At 58.5% G+C, this 24525-nt stretch carries 19 protein-coding genes and 2 pseudogenes; 9 read left to right on the top strand and 12 right to left on the bottom strand.

Going from position 1 to position 24525, the window contains the following annotated elements:
- Positions 1 to 42: 42 nt before the first annotated feature.
- From NMAG_RS19715 to NMAG_RS22275, 4 genes are all read right to left on the bottom strand, one after another.
- Complete coding sequence (locus NMAG_RS19715) at positions 43 to 297, bottom strand: DUF3006 domain-containing protein (RefSeq protein WP_004216156.1); 255 nt, start codon at positions 295 to 297, stop codon at positions 43 to 45.
- Positions 297 to 1457, bottom strand: a complete 1161-nt coding sequence (locus tag NMAG_RS19710) for a ComEC/Rec2 family competence protein (RefSeq protein WP_004216155.1) — start codon at positions 1455 to 1457, stop codon at positions 297 to 299. Before NMAG_RS19710 ends, NMAG_RS19715 begins: the two co-directional genes overlap by 1 nt.
- Before the next feature lie 163 nt (positions 1458 to 1620).
- Positions 1621 to 3981: a PAS domain-containing sensor histidine kinase gene (locus tag NMAG_RS19705; protein ID WP_004216154.1), complete on the bottom strand. Its 2361-nt coding sequence runs from the start codon at positions 3979 to 3981 to the stop codon at positions 1621 to 1623.
- A gap of 17 nt (positions 3982 to 3998) precedes the next feature.
- Positions 3999 to 4277, bottom strand: coding sequence for a hypothetical protein (locus tag NMAG_RS22275; protein WP_012996971.1), 279 nt, complete (start codon positions 4275 to 4277; stop codon positions 3999 to 4001).
- 159 nt (positions 4278 to 4436) lie between these two features.
- Here NMAG_RS22275 and NMAG_RS21250 point away from each other — a divergent pair.
- Positions 4437 to 5083, top strand: a pseudogene (locus NMAG_RS21250) (IS6 family transposase).
- A 31-nt stretch (positions 5084 to 5114) separates the two neighbouring features.
- Here the strand turns inward: NMAG_RS21250 and NMAG_RS19700 are convergent.
- Positions 5115 to 8150, bottom strand: a complete 3036-nt coding sequence (locus NMAG_RS19700; protein WP_004216153.1) for a CARDB domain-containing protein — start codon at positions 8148 to 8150, stop codon at positions 5115 to 5117.
- A 590-nt stretch (positions 8151 to 8740) separates the two neighbouring features.
- On the opposite strand from NMAG_RS19700, the gene NMAG_RS19695 reads away from it, so the two are divergent.
- From NMAG_RS19695 to NMAG_RS19680, 4 genes are all read left to right on the top strand, one after another.
- Positions 8741 to 9094 carry a hypothetical protein gene (locus NMAG_RS19695; protein WP_004216152.1) on the top strand — a complete coding sequence of 118 codons (354 nt, stop codon included), beginning with the start codon at positions 8741 to 8743 and terminating at the stop codon, positions 9092 to 9094.
- Between the two features lie 117 nt (positions 9095 to 9211).
- Entirely contained in the window at positions 9212 to 10507 is a 1296-nt protein-coding gene (locus NMAG_RS19690) for a serine hydrolase domain-containing protein (RefSeq protein WP_081446736.1), read from the top strand.
- A gap of 53 nt (positions 10508 to 10560) precedes the next feature.
- Positions 10561 to 12156: a succinic semialdehyde dehydrogenase gene (locus NMAG_RS19685; protein ID WP_004216149.1), complete on the top strand. Its 1596-nt coding sequence runs from the start codon at positions 10561 to 10563 to the stop codon at positions 12154 to 12156.
- Positions 12144 to 13232 carry an SDR family oxidoreductase gene (locus tag NMAG_RS19680; protein ID WP_004216148.1) on the top strand — a complete coding sequence of 363 codons (1089 nt, stop codon included), beginning with the start codon at positions 12144 to 12146 and terminating at the stop codon, positions 13230 to 13232. Before NMAG_RS19685 ends, NMAG_RS19680 begins: the two co-directional genes overlap by 13 nt.
- 118 nt (positions 13233 to 13350) lie before the next feature.
- Here NMAG_RS19680 and NMAG_RS19675 read toward each other — a convergent pair whose 3' ends face one another.
- The 5 genes from NMAG_RS19675 to NMAG_RS19655 all read right to left on the bottom strand — a co-directional run bounded on the left by NMAG_RS19675 (position 13351) and on the right by NMAG_RS19655 (position 18631).
- Complete coding sequence (locus NMAG_RS19675; protein ID WP_004216147.1) at positions 13351 to 14799, bottom strand: RNA-splicing ligase RtcB; 1449 nt, start codon at positions 14797 to 14799, stop codon at positions 13351 to 13353.
- Positions 14800 to 14874: 75 nt separating this feature from the next.
- On the bottom strand, positions 14875 to 15195 hold the full coding sequence (locus NMAG_RS19670; protein WP_004216146.1) for a hypothetical protein: 321 nt from the start codon (positions 15193 to 15195) through the stop codon (positions 14875 to 14877).
- 1099 nt (positions 15196 to 16294) lie between these two features.
- Positions 16295 to 16645, bottom strand: coding sequence for a winged helix-turn-helix domain-containing protein (locus NMAG_RS19665; RefSeq protein WP_004216144.1), 351 nt, complete (start codon positions 16643 to 16645; stop codon positions 16295 to 16297).
- Positions 16646 to 16831: 186 nt separating this feature from the next.
- Positions 16832 to 17275: a pyridoxamine 5'-phosphate oxidase family protein gene (locus NMAG_RS19660; RefSeq protein ID WP_004216143.1), complete on the bottom strand. Its 444-nt coding sequence runs from the start codon at positions 17273 to 17275 to the stop codon at positions 16832 to 16834.
- Positions 17276 to 17362: 87 nt separating this feature from the next.
- Positions 17363 to 18631, bottom strand: coding sequence for a saccharopine dehydrogenase family protein (locus NMAG_RS19655; protein ID WP_004216142.1), 1269 nt, complete (start codon positions 18629 to 18631; stop codon positions 17363 to 17365).
- A gap of 134 nt (positions 18632 to 18765) precedes the next feature.
- Between NMAG_RS19655 and NMAG_RS19650 the strand changes: the two genes are divergently transcribed.
- Positions 18766 to 19119: a 2Fe-2S iron-sulfur cluster-binding protein gene (locus NMAG_RS19650; protein WP_004216141.1), complete on the top strand. Its 354-nt coding sequence runs from the start codon at positions 18766 to 18768 to the stop codon at positions 19117 to 19119.
- A 115-nt stretch (positions 19120 to 19234) separates the two neighbouring features.
- Here NMAG_RS19650 and NMAG_RS19645 read toward each other — a convergent pair.
- Positions 19235 to 20553 (bottom strand): annotated as a pseudogene (locus tag NMAG_RS19645) (RNA-guided endonuclease InsQ/TnpB family protein).
- A gap of 3 nt (positions 20554 to 20556) precedes the next feature.
- Positions 20557 to 20703 (bottom strand): DUF2080 family transposase-associated protein, encoded by a 147-nt coding sequence (locus tag NMAG_RS21820; RefSeq protein WP_004216139.1) that lies wholly within the window; start codon positions 20701 to 20703, stop codon positions 20557 to 20559.
- A 459-nt stretch (positions 20704 to 21162) separates the two neighbouring features.
- Here NMAG_RS21820 and NMAG_RS19635 point away from each other — a divergent pair, with 459 nt between their 5' ends.
- The 3 genes from NMAG_RS19635 (at position 21163) to NMAG_RS21815 (ending at position 23765) form a co-directional block, all read left to right on the top strand.
- Positions 21163 to 22581 (top strand): carotenoid oxygenase family protein, encoded by a 1419-nt coding sequence (locus NMAG_RS19635; RefSeq protein WP_004216136.1) that lies wholly within the window; start codon positions 21163 to 21165, stop codon positions 22579 to 22581.
- A gap of 137 nt (positions 22582 to 22718) precedes the next feature.
- Positions 22719 to 23219, top strand: a complete 501-nt coding sequence (gene tsaA, locus NMAG_RS19630) for a tRNA (N6-threonylcarbamoyladenosine(37)-N6)-methyltransferase TrmO (protein WP_004216135.1) — start codon at positions 22719 to 22721, stop codon at positions 23217 to 23219.
- 162 nt (positions 23220 to 23381) lie between these two features.
- On the top strand, positions 23382 to 23765 hold the full coding sequence (locus tag NMAG_RS21815) for a hypothetical protein (RefSeq protein ID WP_148221948.1): 384 nt from the start codon (positions 23382 to 23384) through the stop codon (positions 23763 to 23765).
- Positions 23766 to 24525: the final 760 nt, after the last annotated feature.

Genomic DNA, 24525 nt, shown 5'->3' with positions numbered 1-24525 from the left:
ATCCCATGGTGGGATTCCCGCGACTTTAGGCGCGGGAGGAGGTCAAGAGAGCCGATCGAGTCGCTCCTGTGCAGACTCGTTGCGAGAGTGTGTGTCCTCAGGGAGGTATTCGACTTCACAGAGTTCGCTTGCTTCGACACCGATCTCCAGAACTGCCCCTTCGTGCTGAGCCTCCGGTGGCAGCGTCGTTACGTCGACGTCGAGTTGGTCGACAGTCTCGTCGTCCTCTTCAAGCAAGAGCACCGCTGTCTGTTCGTCGACGATCCGATCGAGTGTTGCGGTGTAGGTCTCGGTCATTAGCCAACTAGTGGTGCTGTAGCCACGTCAATCGGATGGGTGAGCGACGCTTGTGTATCGTCATCAGCTGGTTTCTCCTCGAGGAGCTCCGACGCATCAGTCGAGAACTCGTGTTCCGTCTCGAGTTCGACATCGCTCCCGTCAGTCGTGAGGACGACATCGCCGTGAACGGCGGTCCAGTACGTTTCGATATCTCGATCGGCGTAGTCCTCGAGGACCTCGTCGTGTGGATGCCCGTACTGGGAGTCGTACGCACTCGAGATGACTGCCACGTCCGGTGCCACCTGGTCCATGAACGGTGTTGTCGAGGACGTCGTCGAGCCGTGGTGGCCCGCCTGGTAGGCATCCGACTCGAGTTGCGCTCCGTGTTCGTCGACCATCCGCTGTTCAGCGTCGGCTTCTGCATCGCCGGTGGTGAGATAGGAAAACTCACCGAACTCGATGGCGAGTGCTACACTGTTGTAGTGAAGATCGGACTCCGAGTCACCTGCCGGCGGGTTGCGGACGTCGATGGTCGCGTCGCCAAACTCAATGTGATCGCCGTCTTCGACGACCAGCAGTTCGACGTCGTGGTCTTCGATGGCATCGAGATATCGCTCGTACGTCTGGCTCGTATGAGCAACGCCAGAGTCGTAAGCTGCGCCGATGCCGTCACGTTCGGTTTCGTAGTGTTCGATGATCGCATCGTGGCCGCCGATGTGGTCGGCATGTGCGTGTGTTGCGACGAGATGGTCGATTCGATCGACGTCCTCGTCCTCGAGGTAGTCGATCACGTCGGTACCTCCTTGACGCCAGTCGCCGGAATCGATGAGCATCGTCTCACCGGAGGGGTCGATCAGGAGCGTGGCGTCAGCCTGGCCGACGTCGATGTGGTGGATCTCGAGTTCACCGTCGACATCGGGACTGGCTCCTGAATCAGGTTCGTCTGCTTCGGTGTCGGTAGTCTCTTCTGAATCTGTGTCGTCCTCATCGGCTGCTGTATCATCTTCAGCCCCGTTTGAATCGGCTGCTGTATCATCTTCAGCCCCGTTTGAATCGGCGTCTTCGAGGCTGCCATCTGTTTCTATGTCTGACTCATCGGTATCTGTTCCAGCCCCATCAGCACAGCCCGCAAGAACGAGCATTGCTGCAACAAGGACAACCAAGAGAAGTCGTTTCATCGCTCGTGTAATTCGATTGCTGCTACATGGCCGTTTGGAATCAGTGTCTCTGATTCGGTCTGTCCCGTCTGTACAAGACACCGGTCACGAATGTGACACCCATCACGACGACACGGCCGACACCTCGAGACCGGTCGGAACAGCCGAACGACGTATCTGTGGATCACGGTACAGGGAGTGTGAACGAGAACGCCGAGCCGTCGCCGGGTTCGGACTCGACCCATAGTTCACCATCGTGGCGTTCGACGATCCGTTGACAGAGGGCCAGGCCGATGCCAGTTCCCGGGTGCTCGTTGCTGGTGTGGAGTCGCTGGAACACTTCGAACACGCGATCCTGGTTGTCGGGATTGATCCCAATCCCGTGATCACTGACTGTAATCTGCCACTGGCCACCCACACGCTCGGCGTCGATGTCGATCCGTGGTGGCTCGTCGCCGCTGTACTCGATCGCGTTGTTCAACAGGTTCTGGAACACCTGGCGCAACTGGCTGGCGTCACCGGCCACTGTCGGCAGGTCGTCGGCCGTAATCTCGGCTTCCGTCTCGGCGATCCGCAACTGGAGGTCGTCGCGGACCTCTTCCAGAATGGCGTCGAGATCGACCGGCTCGAACGGCTCCCCTTGCGTTTCGACCCGCGAGTACTCGAGTAACCCATCGATCATCGCTCGCATTCGTTCGGCGCCGTCGACGGCGAACTCGATGAACTCCTCGCCGTCTTCGCCGAGCGCATCGCCGTACCGCTGGTCGAGCAACTGGAGGTAGCTCGTCACCATTCGGAGTGGCTCCTGGAGGTCGTGTGAAACTGCGTAGGCAAACTGTTCGAGGCGTTCGTTCGACGCCTCGAGTTTGCGCTGGTACTCCCGTCGTTCGGTCACGTCTTGGACGACGAGCATCCCTGCGTAGACCTCATCGTCGACGTTTCTGACGGGTAAGGTGTTCACGAACAGGTTGCGATTGTGGTACTCGACCTCGAACGAGTTCATCTTGCCCTCCAGCGCGGCCTCGAAGTATTGTTTGACCTCCTCAACGAGCTCGTCCGGGTAGGTGTCGTAGACACTGTTTCCAACCCAATCTTCTGGAGAGACGCCGACCGTGTCCAGCAACTCCCCGCCGACGGCCGTATACCGCAGATCATCGTCGAAGAGACCAACTGCACCGTTTGGGAAGTTTTCGGCGAGCGTCCGGTACCGCCGTTCGGATTCTTCGAGCGCACGTTCGCGTTCTTTGCGCTCGGTGATGTCCAGGGCTATTGCTGTTCCCCCGTGAATCTCGCCATCCTGATCCGTGAGGGGGACGACCTGGACAATCCACTCGCACCCTTCGGACGTGCCCTCGATCGACTGCTTCTCGCCTTCAAGGACGGTCTGGTAGACGGGTTCGATCGTGTCGGCCACGTCGGTGTCCCATACCTCGTGGAGGTGCTGACCTTCGACGTCGTCCGGCGAGTGGGGGAGGTAGTCGAATGCCTGCCCCGCGGCGAGCGTGTACCGAAGCTCCTCGTCAAACTGGGTGACGAGCCCGTTCTGGAAGTTTTCGGCGAGCGTCCGGTAGCGACGTTCGCTCTCCTCGAGAGCGCGTTGTCGTTCCCGCCGTTCAGTGACGTCTTCGATACTGAACACGACACTCTCGATTTCCCCACGCTCGTCGTAGACCGGTGCCCCGTTGACGGAGACCCAGACGCGCTCTCCATCTGGACGAGACACGCCGCTAACATGATCGAACACCGAATCCTTGGACTCGATAATTTGCGGGAAGGGCTTTTCGTCGTCTGGGAGGGGAGTGCTGTCGACGTCGACTTCGTTCCAGTCGGAATCGTCGAAGCTGAGGTCGTTGATCTGGGCTTTGCTTCGACCGTATATTTCCTCAGCGCGGTCGTTGGCGAACTGCATCTTGCCGTCACTGTCAACGATCGTGATGCCGATCGGACTCGTTTCGACGATCGTTTCGTAGCGAGCCAGTTCTTGTTCACGTCGCTTCCGCTCGGTGATGTTGCGGGTATAGACCGACAGACCCGATTCTGAGGAATAGATGACGTTCTGGAACCACTTGTCTAACGGCGGATAGTAGTCTTCGAAGGTTACGGGCTCTTGTGTTTCAAGAGCCTCACACAGTGCGTTCTCGTACGTCTCCGTGACGTTCTCGTTACGAATGTCCGACCCAATTGCACCCTCATCCAGTCCAAAAAGGTCTGCTGCGGTGTCGTTCAGATAGCGAAAGCGAAGTTCTTCGTCGAGGGCGTAGAAACTGTCCGAGATTCGATCAAAGACTTTTCCGAGGTCGCTATCCACCGCATCTTGTGTAGTCGCTCCGCCGACCGTCGCTGGCCGCCACCAGACGCGCCCGTTTCCCCCGACTTTCTTGGTTTCGAGTTGGTCGTGGTCGACGAGTCGCTCCAGTCGTTCGTAGGCACTCCGCCGACCGAGGTCGAACTGTTCGGCGACCTCGGTCGTTGTTTGAGGAGCCCCGCCTTCCTCGAAGGTTGCGAGAGTTTCGCGGAGGGTATCCGTCAACGGCGTCGAACTCATTATCCCGTCAATGCACCTCAAACGGATAAACCCTCCACCGTTGGAGGTAGGCATCCAGTCGAACGAATTCTCAAACTGACTCGTGGCTCCTGTCGGAAGGTGAAGTAAAAATACCACGCACGATCACTCGAATCAGAGATATCTAACACCTCCATGCCGTGCGCTTCTTCAATCATCTCAGCCCACTCAGCTAATAGACCGGTCAATTCGTCGGCGGGAGTTTCAGTTTCATCTTCTGGCTCATATTCTTCGAACACCCATGGATCATCAACAGTACATACGTTATTCTCGTCCATCACCCATGCTTCTATAGTAACAACTGCAACTAGTTACACACTGATCGCCGAGTCGTCTGGCAATCAGGTGTGCATTGACTTGCAATGGCTACTATAGATCCACTGGGCACTGTCTAGATGAGAGTTTGAGGAATGAGCAGGTGGTGGCGAGAAGTGCCTATGCAACTCGACAACCTGCTCAGAGATCTTAGACGTGGACTGTAATGAGGTTTGGGAGAACGAGCGCACCCCGACATCCGTCAGGGTGTTCGGGGTACGACTGCATTCGATGGGATTGTCAGTTCGAGAGGTCGTCGCAGTCCTTGATTTACTGGGTATTGACCGCTCTCACGGTGCAGTTTGGAACTGGACACACAAGCTTTCGGAAGCCCAGATCGACCCGCCGACGTCCACGAGAACGGAGTTCTCGTGCGGCCCATCAGAACGCAAAACGTTCTGAGGACGGCAGCGCCGTCGCGGGTCGCGGTCGACGAGAAACAGATCGTGGTTGACGGCGCGAAAAAGTAGCTGTACGCGCGATCGACACAGAATCAAAGCTGCTGCTCGAAATCGGCATCTACAGCTGCCTCGGGACTGACCCCGCGGGCGTTTCTGCACCGTCTTACCGAGAAACACGATATCGACGATACAGAGTTTTTCGTCGATGCTGGCGGCTATCTGACTGCCCGCGCTCGTCACGAATTGAGCGATCAACTCAACTACAGCGACCGAAACCACGTCGAAAAGTGGTTTCAGACTGTCTCAATGCGGATCGACCGAATCAAGCACTCAAGGGTCGAACACCAGCCGAAGAGGTGCTGAGCTAGACAGTGCCAATCTTCCAATAGATAAGGAATGTCAGCGGCGTCGATGAGCAAGTGCTACCGCCATGAGAACCACAATGAGGGTGCCTACAACACCAAACCCTGGTGTCCCGTCAGCTGTTTCATCATCGTCTAACACATCAGGTTCTGTTTCCTCATCATCGTCTTCTTTCACCGGCTCGGATCCGATGATACTGACACTGACCGTCTCCGCACTGTTATCGCTACGAACAGTCATAGGGACGTCCTTGTCTGCATCCGCAGTAATCCATTCGTGGCAGAGTGTCACCTTCTGTGACTTGCTGGGCTTCAGCGTGACTGTTGTGCTGTCGACACCTTCTTGTTTGTCAATATCCAACACAACGTTCTGGGTGTCTACTTCCTCACCGACATTCGTAATATATGCTTTTTCACACACTTCTTCATTGATATGAACCGAGTCAGTGACTTCTTTGATATCGACGGTGAAGAATGCAGGTTTAATTGCGTTTACGGTGACATTTTCCATATCAGTATTATCTTTCGTTGAAACTGTAACGACGTACTCCCCAGTATTGGATTTTTCAGTTTCCCACGTAAGTGTCACTTTTTCGCTTTCATCGCTGTCGAGTTCGATCGATGTGACGTTGACCTCGTTACCGTTGATTGTTAGGTTGATGTCCTGTTTGTCGGACCGGTCGCCGGTGTTCTCGATCGTGGCGTTGACTAGTAACTTTTCACCCTCTGTAACGGGACTGGTTGTATTATCAACAGTCACATCGAAGAACGCAGGATCCGGTGTCGGTGGAGTGGGCGTTGGTGGGTCCGGTTTCTCTCCGACCGATACATTTGCCATGTCGAGGTCGTTATTACTTGAAATGTTGGCCACATAGTCACCGGCCTCGGATTTTTCAGTCTCCCAAATAAGCGTGACCTCTTCGGTCTCGTTACCGTCGAGGTCCACCGTCGTGACGTCCATCTCGCTATCGTTGATGGAGAGTTTGATGTCCTGTTCGTCAGCAAGATCGCCGGTGTTTTCAATCGTGGCACCGACCTCAAGTTCCTCGCCCTCAGTGACGGGACTGCTGGTCTCGTCGATCGTCACGTCGAAGAAGGCATCGTCGGGCTGTTCTTCGACGGTGATGGGCACGGTCTCGGAGTTATCATCACTGGAGACGGTGGCGTCGTAGTCATCGGCGTCGTTCTCCTCGGTCTCCCAGGTGAACGTTATCTCTTCGGTTTCGTCACCGTCGAGGCTGACGACCGTTGCATCCACTTCGTCACCGTTGATCGTCAGATTGACGTCCTGTTCGTCGGCAAGATTGCCGGTGTTCTCAACGGTAGCATTCACCAGCAGATTGCCTCCTTCCGTGACGGGACTGTTGGTCTCGTCGATCGTCACGTCGAAGACGGCATCGTCGGGCTGTTCTTCGACGGTGATGGGCACGGTCTCGGAGTCGTCATCACTGGAGACAGTGGCGTCGTAGTCACCGGCGGCGTTCACCTCGGTCTCCCAGGTGAGTACCACGGTTTCGTACTCGTCACCGCCGAGCGCCACCGTCGTCACGTCTCGTTGGTCGCCGGCAACCTCTAGCGACACGGTTTGCTCGGTCGCCTGTTCACCGACGTTTTCGATGGTCGTGTTCACGTTGAGGGGTGAACCCTCGGTGACGGGACTGGTCGTTTCGTCGATCGTCACGGCGAAGTTCGGCGGGTCTGGCGGCATCGGTTCCGGATCGAGCGCCTGCAGCGTCGGGTAGTCGTCGGGGAGCGTCGTCCAGATCGCAGCGAAGTCGAACGCGGTCATATTCTCGGCCGCCGCGTCATCCGTCATGTTCTGGGTCGGCAGCCCGGTCACGTCACCGTCACCGACGCCAATACCCTCATCCTGCTGGCTTGTTACCTCGTCGTAGTACGAGCCAGTGATCGCGACGGCGTCTCGGTCGGGGACGTTGCCGGCGAAGCCGCCAACGCTCGCTTCGTCTGGCGCACCGGAAACGGATCCGGTTGCGTATGACATCTCCACGAACGCACTGGATCCGAGGTCGCCGACGAAGCCACCAAGACGGTCCTCGCCGTTCACGTTCCCAGTCGCGTACGCGTCGTAGATTACGGCCTCGCCGGTGAGGGCGGAGTTCGATCCAGCGAACCCGCCGGCCGCGCTGATAGTTTCACCGGAGACGTCACCGGTCGCGTACGATTCGTAGATGATCCCCTCTCCAGCCACGTGGGTACCGACAAATCCACCAAATCCACTGAAAGTGCCGTTCACGTCGCCGCTGGCAGTCGAGTGTCCGACCTCGCCGTCCCCGACGTTCGTACCAACAAGGCCCCCAGAGATGTCCAACGCCTCGACATCGCCGCTCGCGTGGGTCTGGACAATGGTCCCGTTGTTCGAGCCGACGGCACCGCCCGTGAAGCTCGGTCCGATCACATCGTTGTCGACGAACGAGTCGCGCACTTCGCCGCCGTTGTACCCGGCCAGTCCGCCGATCCGTCCCGGGAAAGCGTCGAGGTCGCCTGAAGTGGTTCCGGTAACGTCCGCACCCTCGATCGACCCGAAGTTCAGTCCCGTGACGGTACCTACCTCGACGTTGCCGGTCACGCGGGCGTCACGCAGTTTGATATCGACAACTTCACCGTCGGGAAAGACGTATCCGAAAAGCCCCACCTCAGACTCGTTCTCACGGTCGATCGTGAGGTCGGCAATCGGATACAGCCCGCCGTCAAACGACCCTTCAAACGGGGTTTCCTCACATTCGTCGATTGTTGCGTTGAAGTCGCACGCGCCGATCGGATCGAAACCATCACCGTCGTTCCAGTCGGCCGTCTCGCTCGCGTCGATCGGCGAAACTAGTTTGTAGTGCGCCGATAGGTTCGCCTCCATCGCCTGCAACTCCGTCACGTTCGTGACGTGGAAAGGGTCATCTGCCGTGCCATTTCCGTCCATTCCGTCCACGAGTGAGTCGTACTCGTCAGGGTCGGGTGTATCGTCGTCGGTTGCACTGACCCCCGCGGGAACGAGTGCGATTGCACAGCAGACAACCAGTATGCCGATACAGGCTGCCAGGAAAACGCTACGATGTGACATAGAACTACTACCACGAATGTCACGTAAAACTGGTATTCTACTTGCAGTGAATGAAAATTTATTCGAGGTAACTGGAGCCAGATTGACCCTTCGGTGTTGGCTTGGTCGGCCCGGTTGATCGGGGAAACCCAGGCCGACACGGATACCGCGCGAAACCACAGCGGGCGTGACGAACTCCGAATCGACGGGTAGACTTTCGAGTTCCTCGAGGGGCGTGTGCTAACCGACGGTACGCTCATCCCAATACATCGTACGCTCTTCCGCAGGAGATTGATGAGTCGCTCTCGGCGCACCTTGACGAACTCGTTCCGGACTTGCTCGGCCGATACGACGTCCCTGGAGCGTCGATCGCGCTGATCGAGAACGGTGAGGTGACGTGGACTGGCACCTATCAGTTGTTGGCAATGTGACCTACTTTATTCAGTCTGACCGACCCGGACACTGCGGAATCCTTGCCGGTCATTGTTCGTATTCCAGTGCTTAGTTCAAGACACAACAGATTTTGATCCAAAATAATATTAGTAAAAATCAGAGCCTGATTAATGCATATATTCTCGACATCTTGCACGCTAGGTAGTACTAATGCCAGTATGCTGATTATCGACGACCCGACCGACGCGCTGACGCAGTTCTACACCAACCGCGACCCGCGAGAGTTCGCCACCAAGGAGCGAAACGGCGCGGAGGTACTGGCTGAGACATTCCGCGGAAGATGGGGTGTAGAAACCTCATATCGAGCGATCAAGAACCGGTTTCTACCACAGTCAGGATCAAGCCAGATTGAACACCGGATGTTCCTGTTCGGGTACGCGGTGCTGCTGTACAACATGTGGACAGTGGCGAACGCGATTGGTGCCGACCGGGATGACGACCATGACCTCGGAAAGCACGGGAAATATTGGAAGGCAGTCGTGTTCCTGAGTAACATGATTTACGACCCGTAGTCACTCGAAATTTAGGAAGTTCCCAAGGGGTAGTTGTCAGAATTTAGTGAGATGGTTCAGAGCGATTTTTACTTGGGGTTTAGCGTCTGAAAGAGGTCGTTTCCACTCACTCCCGAACTGAATAACATAACCTACATTGCCAACTACTGCTATGGCAGCGCTGACCCGGCGGAAGGACGCCCGGCGACCGAGGACACCCAGTTCCGAGTGGAATCAATTACGAAATCGCTCACTGCATGGGCGGTGCTGAAGCTCGTTGAGCAGGACGAGATTGGGCTCGACGATCCAGTTGGCCAGCACCTCACAAGCTGGGACCCTCCGGACACCGAGTATTCGTGGGAAGAAGTGACGCCACGGAGATTGTTGAGCCACAGCGCCGGGATGCCGGCGGGAGGCTACGAGACAGTCCCATTGGACGAAGAGCCGCCGCTCCGGGAGGCACTGTCCGGAAACGCGGACGGGCCGGCGGCGAGACCAACGAGCGAACCCGGTGAGTTCCGGTACTCGAATCCCGGATACGCGCTACTGGAACTCCTCGTCGAGGATGTCAGTGGCCGTGACTTCGCGGCGTACGTGGACGACGTACTCCTCGATCCGCTCGAGATGGACGGTGTCACCTTCGTCGTGACCGAACGACTCCGTTCTGAGCTGGCCACCGAGCACTTCGTGGACGGAACGCCGGTCACTGCGTCACATGGCCCCTCCAACGCCCACGGCGAACTGTACGCGACCGCCGAAGATATCGCCCGCTTCGTCGCCGCTGGCACGGAGACGAGCGGCGGACCGGTGGGGCGGAGCGTGCTCGCTCCGGAGAACGTCGCCGAGATATACACTCCGACCGTCGAAACGACGGGGTTCTACAGCCTCGCCAGCGACGGCGCAGGACTCGAACACTTCGTCGAAACGCTCTCTGACGGGGCGCGAGCGGTGATGAACGGCGGACAGGGAGCCGGCTCGTGGAGCTGGTTCCACGCCATCCCCGAGACTGGTGATGGTATCGTCATCCTCACAAACAGCGAACGGAGTGTGCAGCTTATCGCCGACGTCGTCAAAGCATGGACGGATCGAAGGGGCCTCCCTGCCGTGTCACTGGCGCGCGCAAGACGATGGATCCGTCTCCCAGTCTGGGTTCTCGTCGGTGTTGCAGCCGGTCTCGCTCTCCGACTCGGGTATGGAGTCGTCGCGGGGACGCGAACGTTCGCCCCGCTATCTGACCGAGACCGAACTACTCGTGCAGTCATCGGCGGCTTCGCCGTCCTAACGTTCGGGCTCTGGTGGACTATCGGTCGGGAGACCATTGCGTTCTTCCTGCCGGTGATCGCCGAGTGGCTCGGCTTAGCGCTGTCGGCAGTCGTCGCTCTCCTGTTGGTGACGCTCCTCTTTCCCAAAACAGACAGGAATGAACCGACGTGATCGAACCTTCTTCTAACCCAAACTACAGGTACTCTCGAGTCGAGAATCGAGATATGGCACGGACGAGCGGATTGCGGATCCTCGAGGAGACGACCCTCAAGAGTGCGCGCCTCGAACGTCTCGAGCAGCTCGCGGCTCGCATCGAGACCACCGGCGACAGGTCGTCACTCGAGGTTCGGACGCCGATCACCGACGAACCGATCGGATCGATTCCGGGCTGTACAGCCAACGACGTCGCGGTTGCGGTCGAACGTGCTCGTTCGGCCCAGACAGAGTGGGAACGGGTGACGGTCGATGAGCGGGCGGCAATCCTCGAGCGATTCGGTGATCTCGTACTGGAACGTCGTGAGGAGCTGCTCGACGTGGTGCAACTCGAGACGGGCAAATCCCGCCACCATGCCGTCGAGGAGGTGCTCGACGTCCCATTGACGTGTTCGTACTACGCGGCGAACGGACCCTCGATACTCGCGGACGCGGATCGAACTGGTGCGGTTCCGCTGGCCTCGGACGCGACGGTCACGTACGATCCCCTCGGCGTCGTCGGCGTGATCTCGCCGTGGAACTACCCGCTGACGCTCGCGATGACCGACGCGATCCCTGCCCTGCTTGCCGGCAACGCCGTCGTCTGCAAACCCGACGAGCGCACGCCGTTTATCGCGCTGGCGCTTGCGGATCTGCTGACGGAGGCCGGTCTGCCGGACGACCTCTTCCAGATCATTACCGGCGACGGGGCAACAGTCGGGCCCGCGCTGATCGACGAAGTCGACTACGTCGCCTTTACCGGCGGCACCGAGACGGGCCGAACGGTCGCCGAACAGGCCGGCCGGAATCTGATCGACTGCTCGCTCGAACTCGGCGGGAAAAACCCGATGCTCGTCCTCGACGACGCCGATCCCGAGACGGCCGCTCGCGGCGCGGTCAAGGGTGCGTTCACCAATGCGGGACAGCTCTGTCTCGCTCCCGAACGGATCTACGTCGACGAACGACGGTACGACGAGTTCCTCGACGCTTTCGTCGGCGCCACGCGGCGTCTCGAAGTCGGTCTCGAGTTCGACTACGGTTCCGATATCGGTTCGCTGATCGACGGCGATCACCTCGACAGCGTCCGCGAGCACGTCGAGAGCGCGGTCGCCAACGGCGCATCGCTGCTTTCGGGTGGCCGCACCCGTCCTGACGTTGGCCCGTTCTGTTACGAGCCGACGATCCTGACGGACGTCGATCCCGACTCGCGGGTCGCCTGCGAGGAGACGTTCGGTCCCGTCGTTTCCGTCCACCCGGTCTCGGGCGTCGACGAAGCGATCGAACGGGCGAACGACTCCGAGTATGGTCTGAACGCCAGCGTCTGGACAGGCGACCGCGAGCGCGGCCGTGCAGTCGCCCGCGAGATTGACTGTGGTACCGTCTGCATCAATGATCCCTACACCGTCGGCTGGGCGGCGATGGACGCACCGATGGGCGGCTTCGGCGATTCGGGACTCGGCCGCCGTCACGGTCCCGAGGGACTCCAACGGTACGTCGACGCCCGGACGATCGCGACCTCGCGGATCGGCCCAATGGACGCCCCGCCAGGCGTCTCGCCGCGCTGGTTCGCGCGCTTCATGCTCGGACTGACGAACGTTCAGCGGCGGCTCACCAGGTGGTTACCGTGAACCGCACCGAGGCCCTCATCACCGGCTTCCCCGGCTTTCTCGGCTCAGCACTGCTCAAGCGCGTCCTCGCCCGCGGCGACGCACCGGTCGCCTGCCTGGTCCAGCCACAGTACCTCGAGACCGCACGCCAGCGAGCACAGGAGATCATCGCCGGGATCGACAGGGTCGACGGCGACGCGGTTCGGCTCTACGAGGGCGACATCACCGAACCCGACCTCGGACTGGGCGACGAGTCCCTCGAGGACGTCCGCGAACTCTACCACCTCGCGGCGGTCTACGACCTCGCCGTCGACCGCGACCTGGCGGAAGCGGTCAACGTCCGCGGGACCGAACACGTCCTCGAGTTCGCCGACGACCGTGATGTGGATCGGTTTCACTACGTCAGCACCTGCTACGTCAGCGGCCGGTACGATGGCGTGTTCACCGAGGACCACCTGCAGGAGGGCCAGACGTTCAATAACCACTACGAGGAAACCAAGTATCGCGCGGAGGTCGCGGTCCAGAACCGGATGGACGCCGGCCTACCCACGACGATCTACCGGCCCGCGATCGTCGTCGGCGACAGCCAGACGGGCGAGACCAACAAGTACGACGGCCCCTACTATCTGCTCCGCCTCTTGCTGGCCCAACCCGAGTGGCTCTCGGTGACGTTTACGCTGCCAGGATCCAGCGACGCCGAACTGAACGTCGTCCCCAGGGACTACGTCGTCGACGCAATCGCTTATCTCAGCGCCCGCGAGGAGACCGTCGGTGAGGTCTACCAACTCTGCGATCCCACGCCGCTCCCTATCCCGCGGTTCGTCGATGTCCTCGCCGAGGCAGCCGGCCACCGCACTGTCACGCTGCCGACGACGAAACCGATCGCACGAACGGTGTCGAGTCGGCTCTCATCGTCGCTACCACTCGAGTCCGCGACCCTCGATTATCTCGACCATCCGACGCGGTACGCCTGTCCGAAGACATTGCAGGCGCTTGAGAGGAGCGGGCTCGAGGTGCCGGCGTTCGAATCCTACGTCGACCGACTCGTCGCGTACGTTCTCGAGAATCCCGCCGTCGGCGACGAACCGATGGTCTAGATCTGGGGTTTCGAGTCCCGCAGGCATTGCTTCGAAGTCAGCCGCTCGGGGTCAAGCCCCGTGGCATCCGCCACGCACCACCTGTGAGCAACGCCTAGGCACTCTAGACCGCGCACATTCACTCTTTAGCCTTGAGATTGTGCACGACATCGAGCCAGTCGACGATCTCCGCGGTCGGTTCGATCGCGTCTGCAATCGCCTCAGTCGGCTTGTACGCCATCGGTGCTTCGTCGACGACAGCCTCGACGACCGACTCCGAGTAGACATCTGCCATCGCCGCTTCGAACGCCTCGACGCTCAGTTTCTCGTGGGCTTCTCCTCGACCCATGATGCGTCCTGCTCCGTGGGGTGCCGTCTGGTTCCACTCCTGGTTCCCCTTTCCGCGGGCCAGGATTGATCCCTCTGCCATATTGAACGGGATGATCAACCGTTGGCCCTCACGTGCCGGCGTCGCCCCCTTGCGAATCGTTAAATCACGAAAATCGATGTAGTTGTGGATCGACTCGATCCGATCGATCGGGTCGACGTTCAGTTCGTCGCAGACGGCTTCACTCATCAGCTCGCGGTTCCACCGGGCATACTGCTGGGCGAAGAGCATATCCACGTAGTAGCCGTGGGCTTCCCTACCCTCGAGCCAGTCGAGTTCCTCGTTGCGCTCATCGACCAGGTCCTGTGGTCGCGAAAGCACGTCGAACGCTTCCTCAATCTCCTTGCCCTCGAAATCCGCTCGGAGACGCTCCTTATCGAGATGGGACTTGCCTTTGCCGCCGGTGACCCACTCGTAGAGGCCGTGATCGCTCACCGTCTCGAGGTCGAACTCGAGATACTCGTCGTACCGTTCGGGAATGGCGTCACGGATGGCGTCGGCGTGGCGATACTGACTTGCTCTGTGTTGCCAGAACTCGGCGATGGATTTCCCCAGGTAGCGCGAACCGCTGTGGACGACCAGCCAGTAGTGGCCCGTCTCGCGTGCCTTCGCGAACTCGATGAAGTGGTTGCCGCCACCGAGGGTGCCCGCGCTCCGAATGACGTGTCCGATCCCCTGGCGCTGGCGAGCAAGGACGCGCCGGCACAATCGTTTGAAGTAGTCGCCGTCGTAGCCATCGAAGTCGAACTCGAGTGGGTCGATTGGCCGACCAAAGCGCTCCTCGTAAGCGGCGGCGAACCGGTCGAAGACGTCGTTCGCACGCTCGAAGGGAAACTCGTCGACGAGATGTGGAGCGTCGTCGTAGTCGAGGACGTCTCGCCCCATCGGCACGCGCTCGCGGATGCGTCGTTCGCGTTCCGGTCCCTCGAGTGGGAGTTCGGCCCCGATGTTGGTGGCGGCCATCCCACAGCCGACGTCGACACCGACGATGTTCGGCACGATCTTGTCGGGAAGTTCCATCGTGAACCCGACGGGTGCGCCTGCACCCCAGTGGGCGTCCGGCATCACCCTGACCGGTTCGGTAAACGCCGGATGGTCGATGAGTTCGCGAATCTGCTCGAGGCAGTTCGCTTCGACGAGCGACTCGTCGTCGACCATGATTCGGGCGGTTGTGTACTCGCCCTCGAGTCTGAGTGTCACACTCGACTGTCGCCTTGCTCCGTATTCAGCCTGTGGTACGTCGATCCGCAGGGGCACCTTTGTTAAAAGAGGAAGCTACGTTCCTGGGTAGTTCTCTTGTCGGTCGGGTACGCCGTAGTCGATGTGGACTTCCGGTGTACTGGGCGATTCCGGTGCAGGGACACCGTTCCAGTCGGTCACATGCACGTTCGCCATCTGCCCGGAGAACCGGAACCGCAGTACGCCGGTATCCACTGCACCTTCGGCGGCGTTGTCTGTGACGACCGTGGCTTCTTCGAGTGGGTCGGCTCCCACCAGTTCGATGCTGCCGTCGACGGTGATTTCGTAGTTCGATGGCACGCCTCTGCCGACGATGGTAACGAGATGTGGCAGAGAGTCAGCATTCTGAGTGGACATACTCTACCGAGCCTATTCCGCTGGCATAAGCCTTCTCTTCGGTAAAAAGTAGAAAAGGAAGAACGTACTGCCTAGCCGAATACGGTTACATTTCAGAATTCAACCTATTGGCTTTCCCATCCTCGTCGCTCTTGGATCATCTTTCTCCCCGCGTCAGTGATCGCATAGTTCTGCTTATTAATCAGAACTGGAACCCCACCAGATGAGAATTGACATCCTCCTCCGCGTTCACGCGGAGGAATCCCGAGCGGTGGGAGTTTCAGGTTTGCAACCATGACTCCGCCACTTAACGGGAGTTCGCGTCTAACCCAGACATCGTGGTCGGTGGCTGTCTGGCCATGCCAAGTAGCCGTTACTCCTATCCTCCGTCGTGCCCGGACTCACCGTGTTGTTTTTGCCACGGTGAGTCCGGCAGACTTCGACGGACTCGGAGTTATCTTGGGCTTGCTCGACCGACGGGCACACGGCGAACCCTTCGAGGTTTCACGTTCACCGCGTCGGCGTTTCGGATACTGTCGTCCGAGAGACTCCGTCTCTCGTGATCGCGAAAGTCTTCGATTTTCAAACGACCTCGTTACGTGGGCGGACAGGCCGCCTCCGACGGTCGTTCGGAATCCGCTCCGTTCCGACCTGACCTTGCTCTCGTATAGTGATTCCTGTGACTTGAGCATTAGGATTGGAAACTCAGCTATGGGATTATCGGTAGAACGTGTCACTGAGTGACGGCGCGTATCCACGGCCTGAAGGCCGTGGTATTGCGCCTGCTCCACGTATAAACACCCGTTATAATGCTCTCGGAACTAAAGTTACGGTGTGACCAAACTTAGCTGTCAATGTAAGAAACACCTTGCGGAGGCTCTTCGAGCAGATGACCCGTCGGAGAAGGATTTCTACATCCGACAGGTGCTTCAAGCCTGCGGCGTCGGTGATCTTCCAGAAGGGTTTGAAGATGAGCATCTCAGCCCGTGTTAAAACTCGGAATATCTATTGCGCTACTGAGCGAGTACCAGACTCCACAGATTGGCTCCCGCCCTGCGCCAGCTTCGAGCGATGGAACACGCCGGAACCGCTCACCGTATGAAGATTTCAACAGACCCGCTCAGGGGTCTTCGGTTTCGTCTTCGCCGCGAGCGAAACTCGCTTGAGGATTGTCGGTGTTGTCACCGGTGGCGGTGCCAGGTCCCTCAATGAGCTGCTCGAAGTCGTCCACCTGGTTATACTGGTCCTGGTAGATGAGTGCCGCCTTCCCGTCGGACGTGATTTCGTACAGCCCGGATCGTTCTGCCGGGCCGATCTTCTGAACGAGGCCGTAGTCTTCAAGCACCGGCAATCGTGTGTTGATGTTCTTGCGACTTTTTCCCGTGTGGGAGGCTAAATTCGTCGCAACGTTCCGACCTTTGTCTTCGAGTGCCGCAAGGATAAGAAAGTCAGTTGGTTGACGGAGCTTCATTGTGAATAAGTCTCGTAACGAGAAAATAGTTCCAGCGACAAGTAAGGCTTTCTGGCCAACTTGTCCGGTGCGTTCGGCGCGATATCCGAGAGACGGACTCTCACGAAGTTGAATATCAGTAATCCGTCTAAATTGAGGCTTCGAAAAGTCCAACCATGATCAGAACGAGTACTGCAAACCCGTTGATTACTGATCGGCGGGCGCTGGGGTGAATACGTTGAACTGTCGGCCGGTAATTGCAGTTGGGCGTAAACGGTAGTAATCTATTGTGAACTCGTCAGGAGTCGTGTCCGGGTAGACATTCACGGTTGGAATAGAGGCGTTTTCTGCGATTGCTGTGGTGGCCTTTGATTCGTTTCCCTCAGGGATAGGTTCGACCGGCCCTTGCACAAGGACGCTCTGGGTCGGCTGTTCGTCGTAGACCGTGAACGTTGCTGTCTCTGTCGTTTCGAGCAATGCCATTTTCTTGCTATCTGGTGTGTGGACAAACTGAAAGTATAGTGTCTCGCCGTCGTAACCGAATGATTCGGGAATTGAATACGCCTCTGAACCGTTAGTGAGCGCTAAGACACCAATACCCAGATCACGGAGCAATAAATCGGTCTCCTCTTGTGATAACTCAGTAGTCATATCAGTAGATATAGTTTGTACTCATGAATATGCACTGGCCATCGATTCCCATCAGTGGTTCTGAAACGGAGACAGAATCCGCAATCGCTACGTCTGATCGGAGTCCCACTCGTCCACTTCGACGACCAGTCCCGCCCGGCGCAGCCCGTCGGCAAGCGGATCACCGATAGCAGCCGCCGGAGTGAGAATACCACCCTCAAGCGGCGAGTTGATGTCCTCGTTCACGAGACACATCGCGGCCTCGCCGAGCATCTTCGCGGTCGCACCATATCCCGGATCCCGGTCGGCGCTGATTCGACTCTCGACAACGAACGGCCCGTCAGTAGCGGTTCCGCGACCGAGTACGCGAATCGTGAAGTACCCGTTCTCGATCTCCTCCCTCGTTGGTCCCTCGCCCGGATCGGGGAACGCGAAGCGACGGAGCGCTTCTCGCGTCGGGCCAACGGCCAGTACTCCAGTCACCAACCCGAGGCCAGCCGAGACAGCGCTTGCACCCACCATACCGAGGGGGCCCGATCCGACAGGGATGACCTCCGTACACTCGAACTCGCGACCCCACGGATACTCCAGAAGGGCGTTACTCCGTCGAATCACCCGCTCGTTCATGACCGCCATCGGCGACGGTCCCGTCCACTCCCCTCGCAGCGGATCTTTTCTCGGGAGGGTCTGTGCGCCCGGATCGACGCCGTCGCGCTCGCCCGGCGGCGCCAGCGAATAGGGGTTCCGAAGCGTCTGCCGGGCGACCGGATCGGTGGACGCAGCCCGGAACACTTCGACGATGCTCGACATCGTTCCGCCGCTCACCCCGCCGCGACCGTCCTCGAGGTAGATACGAACCAGATCACAGGGGGTCCCGAACTCGTCCATGGCGAACGACTGTGCGAGCAACGTGGCGAGATCGGCCGGGATCGAATCGAACCCGCAACTGTGGACGATACGAGCACCCGCATCGACCGCATCGTCGTGGTAGCGGTCGATCATCTCCCGAACCCAGTTTATCTCTCCGGTGAGGTCGCAGTAGTCCGTTCCGGCCGAGATACACGCCTCGACGAGGGGCGTGCCATACGTGGTGTACGGGCCGACAGTCGTACAGACGACGCGGGTATCCTCGGCGATAGCGCGCAGGCTCTCCGGCTCCATTGCATCGCCGATGACGATCGGGAGTTCCTCCCATCCGGCGCGCTGCTCCACGAGCACAGCTTCCAGTTCGCGAAGCCGCGTTTCGTCACGACCGCCAAGGGCGAGCGAGAGGTCGTCCGACGTGTACTGTTCGGTGAGGTACTCGGCAACGAGACGGCCGGCGACGCCGGTTGCACCCCAGACGACGAGGTCGTATGTCCGGTCGGTGTTTGACACGAGTAGCAGTTGCTTCGTGGCCCATCGCCCTCAACCGTTCGGTGGTCTCCACACTGGACCCTCGACACTCCGCAGATAGTCGCCGACAGCTGGTATGGCAGTGCGGTTTTGTATTCGGAGTGCGAAAACAACTCATGCCAACAATCACCATTCGTGGCCGGGACCTCGAGTGTGAACGGGGTGCAGTGCTCCGGGACGTTCTTCTCCGAGCGGACGAGTCACCGCACAACGGCCGGGCAGACGCCCTCAACTGTCGCGGGTTGGGGACGTGTGGCACCTGTGCTGTTGCGGTATCCGGCGAGGTGGGAGAGCCCGGGCCCCGGGAACGACTTCGACTGTCGACTCCGCCGCACGATGCCGATTCCGGGCTCCGACTTGCCTGCCAGGTCCGCGTCGAAGACGACCTGGTCGTCGAGAAATACCCTGGGTTCTGGGGTCAGCACACCGATCGAACGGAGAAGGGGAACGAGGATACGGAGGAACCGTGAGCGGGGGCGAGGAAATCGAACGCATCGCAAACGACGACGGCAACCGAGAGACATTGACCTCCTCCACGGCCTGAAGGCCGTGGAATCCCACCATGGGATTTCCGCGTCGCTGCTGTTACGCGTTCACGGTTCCAAGACGCATACGTTCACACGTCAGCCACTCCCTCCCCGCAGAGCCTAACCGCCGGATGCTAGAGTTCGTGTCAGCGTGAGTGTCTTGTGGCGCGGTCAAACACGCCCCCTCGCCAGTCATGTCACCGCCACTTCCTTCTCGTCGGATGAAAACTCCGAATCTGTTCGGACGTGGCTCTCACAACTGGCGTAGTACCGATTGATACTGTTGAGTGCGGCGTTAATATCCGCCTGATACTCGCCAACCCAACACTCCGCGTTCGAACACTTGAACACCGCCTGACGCAGACGATACCCGTGTTCGCCACACGCGTGGCACTCCTTCGACGTGTACTCGGGGTCCACGGTTTCCACGGGGATACCGTGTTCCTTCGCTTTGTACGATATCTGTGCGTGGAGTTTCGCGAACGCCCAGCCGTGTAACCGCCGGTTCATGAATTGGCCGTAATCCATACCCTCACGGATGTGCGTCAAGTCTTCAATGATGAGTACGGGATTGTCAACTTGCTGGGCGGACTCGACTATTCCTCTCGACACGGTGTGGAGGATGTCGTCGATTCTCGCCCAGAGTTCGTCGCCGTACTCTTCCGCAAGGCGTTCGCTGTCGCGTTCTTGTAAGCGTTTGACGGCTTTGAAGTAGGTTTCGCGGAGTCGTCGGACTTCTCTGCCTTCGCTGCTCCAGAGGGTTGGGTTGGCCGGGGAACCGCACTCAGTACGGTGACACACCGTGGCTAACGCAGCTTCCCCGATATCCACTCCAATTGGCGTCTGCTCCTCTACAGACACCGAACTGGACTGCTCGACTATCATCGTCGCACTCACATGGAAATACCACTCGCCGCCACGCTCGATGAGTTGACACTCTCCCATCTCAGCGTCCCCACGGCACAAGGCTTCCAGCCACTCCCGTTGATTCGATTTTGGTTGTGCGGGGAGCCACAAGTGGTAATCCTCGTGGTGCGGGATTTTCACATACCACTCGATAGCGTTCTGTGGCTTGTGGTCGAGCTTGGGCCCCTCGTTCGTGAATCGAATGGGGTGGTCTCCCTCGCGGAGTTCTTCCGCCCCGTATGTGTCATCGTCGAGGAGGTTGGGGACGTACTGTTTCAGCGCGTTCTTCGCGTAGCCGGATAAATCGTAGTTGACGACGACGTCGTTGGCTTTGGATTGCGTGTCGCAGTCTTGGGTGAACGCATCGCGGAGTGCGAGTTGGTATTCGTCTCGGGTTTCACGGAGTTTCCGCTCTTTGTGCGTGTTGGGGTTGACGAGTTTGAGCGTGAGAGTCTCCGTGAGGTCGTCCATGTGTTAGCCTTCGTTGGGCTGGCTGGTGCGAACGATTTTGACGTCTGCGCCACGCCAGTCTTTGGGGACGAGGACGTGGGCTCCATTGCCGGTGGGTTTGACCTCGCCTTCGATGACTTCGTGGCCGTTGATTTCGAAGCGGTCCTCCATACTTGTGTTTACACATCGTATCAACTTAGACGCTTTGATTGGGAAATCAGGACGGCTGGTACATGGCGGTTGGTTTACTATGCCTACCGCTCGACCCGCGCCTAGAGACGCGGGTATGCGCTATTGTTCTGTATCACGGTCGAACGCGGAACGACGCTTCGGGACGACTTCCGTGATCGAGATTCCCAGTATACGGAACAGTGACCTCGAAACGCAACTTCGGGGCGGGAGACTGTGTACGACCTGTACGGTCGAGGTCGACCGACCGATGACGATCAGGTACCCGAAAAGGACGTCCGGAGGCAGGTGCATCCTCGTCGATCGGACTTCGGGTGACATCTCGAGGACGGTATCCGACCCACTCACACGGAGAGCAGTCGGCTCACCGCTCGCGAACCCAGACTCCTCGGTCGGTGGCGCCTCCCGCGGATTGATCGTCCATCCGCCCGATATACCGGTATGTCGAACGCAACCGATCGCGCCTACGAACTCGGGTTTCGAACGGTCGACACCGAGTACGCCGACCGGCAGCTACCGGTTGAGGGGACCGTGCCGTCGTGGCTCTCCGGGGCGTTGATCCGGAACGGCCCGGGCCGGTTCGAGTTCGGCGGCAAGCGTGCGACCCACTGGTTCGACGGTCTGGCGATGCTCCGCCGCTACGGGTTCGCGGACGGCACCGTTTCGTATACAAACCGGTTCCTACGGACCGACGCGTACGCGGCCGCCGACACCGGCCACGGCGCGGCGGAGTTCGCAACGGGCGACGATTCGTTCCGCCGGCCCCTGCGGTGGCTCCGGTCGCTCGGACCGCCCGAACCGACGGACAACGCGACCGTCCACGTCGCCCAACTCGGCGAGCACTTCGTCGCGCTCACCGAGGCACCGCGGCGGATCGCGTTCGATCCGGTGACACTCGAGACCCGCGGCGAATTTCGCTGGCGCGACGACATTCCGGAGCATCTGGCGACAGCCCACCTCCAGGTCGATCCCAATCGCGAGGAAACGATCGGCTACAGCACGGAGTTCGGTCTCTCTCCGATGTATCACTTCTACCGGATCCCCAACGGACGTGCCGGCCGACGGCACGTCGCTACCGTGCCGGCCGCTGGCCCCGGGTACGTCCACGACTGTTCGATCACCGAGTCACATATCGTCATCGTGGAGACGCCGCTCCGGATCGCGATGGCGAAGGCACTGGTCCCGTGGACCGACGGATTTCTCGACCTTCTCGAGTACGACGAGGCGGCCACGACCAGGTTCATCGTCGTCGATTGGGACACGGAGAGCCTCGCCGCGACGCTCGAAACGTCGCCGTTCTTCACGTTCCACCACGTCAACGCCTACGAGGACGACGACGAGTTGGTTCTCGACCTCGTCGCGTTCGACGACGACCAGATCGTCCGAGCGCTCACCTTCGATGCCCTCTCGGAGGACGGCTTTGCCGCGGCGCCGGACGGTCGGTTTGTGAGATTCCGGCTCCATCCCGGCGAGGGACGCGTCCGACGCTCAGAACGATACGACGGCGGGATGGAGCTCCCGACAGTTCCCAAACCGGTTCGGGGCCGACAGTACCGGTACGCGTATGCACAGGCGACCGACAGGAAGGGTGCAAACGGACTGGTCAAACTCGATGTCGAACGGGGAACCGCGACGGAGTGGTGGGAGCGCGGCGTCTACGTCGAAGAGCCGCGGATGGTTCGACGACCGGGCGGGACGGCCGAGGACGACGGCGTCGTGATCGCGACGGCGCTGGACACCAAACAGGAGCGATCGATGCTGCTCGTATTCGATGCGGAAACGGTAGTCGAGAGAGCGCGTGCACCTCTGCCACACGCCGTTCCGTTCGGCTTCCACGGTCGGTTCTTTCCGGCGGTGTGAGACTGGTCCGGTCGAACGAGGATGCTCTGTTTCTCGCAAGTGCTTTCCGCCAGTTACTGGATACGATTGGCGAAGCGTGCGAGAGACTTCCGTGTCGATCACGAACTGATTTCTCGCTCGAAGCTCCACCTATTGGTATGTCCGAAGATCCATTCGTCTACGAGCCGATCGGAGTGATTCGAACGCCTTTCGAATCGCCAGATGGAATGCCGATTCAACCTGTCGGAGACGCCGCTGTAGAGGGACTCGTCGAACTCGAGGAAGCGTACGCGGATGGACTACAAGACCTTGACGGATTTACACATTGCATCTTGCTGTATCACTTTCATGCGTCTGATGACACAGCTCCGATGAAGGTCGAACCGTTCCTCGATGACGAACCGCGGGGACTCTTTGCGACGCGAGCCCCACAGCGTCCGAATCCAATCGGCCTCTCTGTTGTCGAGATTGAGTCCGTCACAGATGCAACAGTGACCGTCAACAGTATCGATGTCGTCGACCAGACACCCTTGCTAGACATTAAGCCCTTTGTTCCCGATTTCGACGTTCCATCTGACGCGGACACTGGGTGGCTCACCGCCTCAAAGTCAACGATTCAATCAAAGCAAGCCGACGAACGGTTTATCAGGCCTTGTTGAAATCCTCAATCAGTGACAGGTTTTAGCAACCGTGCTGAATACAGGGCGCGAATGTGGCAGTAGAGTCCAGTCCATTTTGACGAGATGAAATCGGACAGTAAAATGATAACGAAAGTATATATCTGCCGAGAACCATTCAACATCCGTTGATGTTACATCGTTATGGATAAAGAAGGAACAATACTTGCACTATCTGTTATTTTTGGATTGGTTCACGTAGCTACTGCTGTCTATGGATTGTATGCGGTCTCAGGCAGTACCGGACTACGCATCATTGTTTTATCAGCTTTAATTTTTATCGTCGCCGCATCTCCAGTTTATGTATTCCTGCGGTACAGTATTATACTTCCACTCCTGTTTAGTTTGTATATACAATTCGGTGTAGTGAACGAAGTTATATATGGATATAGCGTGGAACCCTCAATTGTTATTTATTTCTCGCCGATTATCCAGATACTATTGATTAGTGGATTAGCAGTACTTGCTGTAATAGAGTATGGTGTCCGGGCTCAGATCGGGATATTCCCTCCGTCTTCACTACTGTAATATCAAACAATGGTCAGTGAACCACCATTCAATCTCCTGAAACTGGTTATACAACGGCAATTGGTTCCGGTATTGAGTAGGGAGCGCTGTATGTATCCTCTGGATGTTGCACGCGCTTTCTACCAGCTACAGAACAGATTGAGCAAGACGTGCTGAACTCACAGCGCGAATGTGGCACGGACTGAGGGACGGTTTGCGAGCATTAGTGATCGGCCAGGACAGATGAATCAGTTGACAAAAGGCAATCACAAAAATTCATACCTTCAGAAAACTATTTGTCTTTATGAACGTCGGTGCCGGTCTCTTACTACTTTTTGTCGGATTCGTCTGCTTCCGATGGCCAGCAGCACTGTTCCACTATAGTATGATGTTCGATGAGAGTGGATTATCCGACAATGCAAGGGATACAATCCAGCTGCTCGGCATCCTGTGTATGATCGCCGGTTTCGGTGTCGCCCTTTTTTCGATTGCTACTTCCAGATTTGGCATCTAACGACAGTGGTATGGGGTGAATTCTTGCTACTAATACCGTATCAATTCTCCGGTCGCACGTGTAGTGAGCGAATGGATCATCGATTTCAACGTGTGACAAACGAAGTCGTTGTATACTCTGAGTCGATCACGCCGCTTATGACAGAGACCGAGTAGTTCGTTCAGTACCTGCTGAATACAGAGCGCGTATGTTGCATGGCGTCTCGGCTAGAAGGGACGGCAAATCGATCAGTACAGGCGACCAACGGCTCAGCAGACGCAACTTGTT

Source organism: Natrialba magadii ATCC 43099 (genome assembly GCF_000025625.1).
GTDB classification, from domain to species: Archaea; Halobacteriota; Halobacteria; order Halobacteriales; family Natrialbaceae; genus Natrialba; species Natrialba magadii.
The sequence above is the reverse complement of the archived record's forward strand: the minus strand, read 5'-3'. Positions and strand labels throughout refer to the sequence as shown.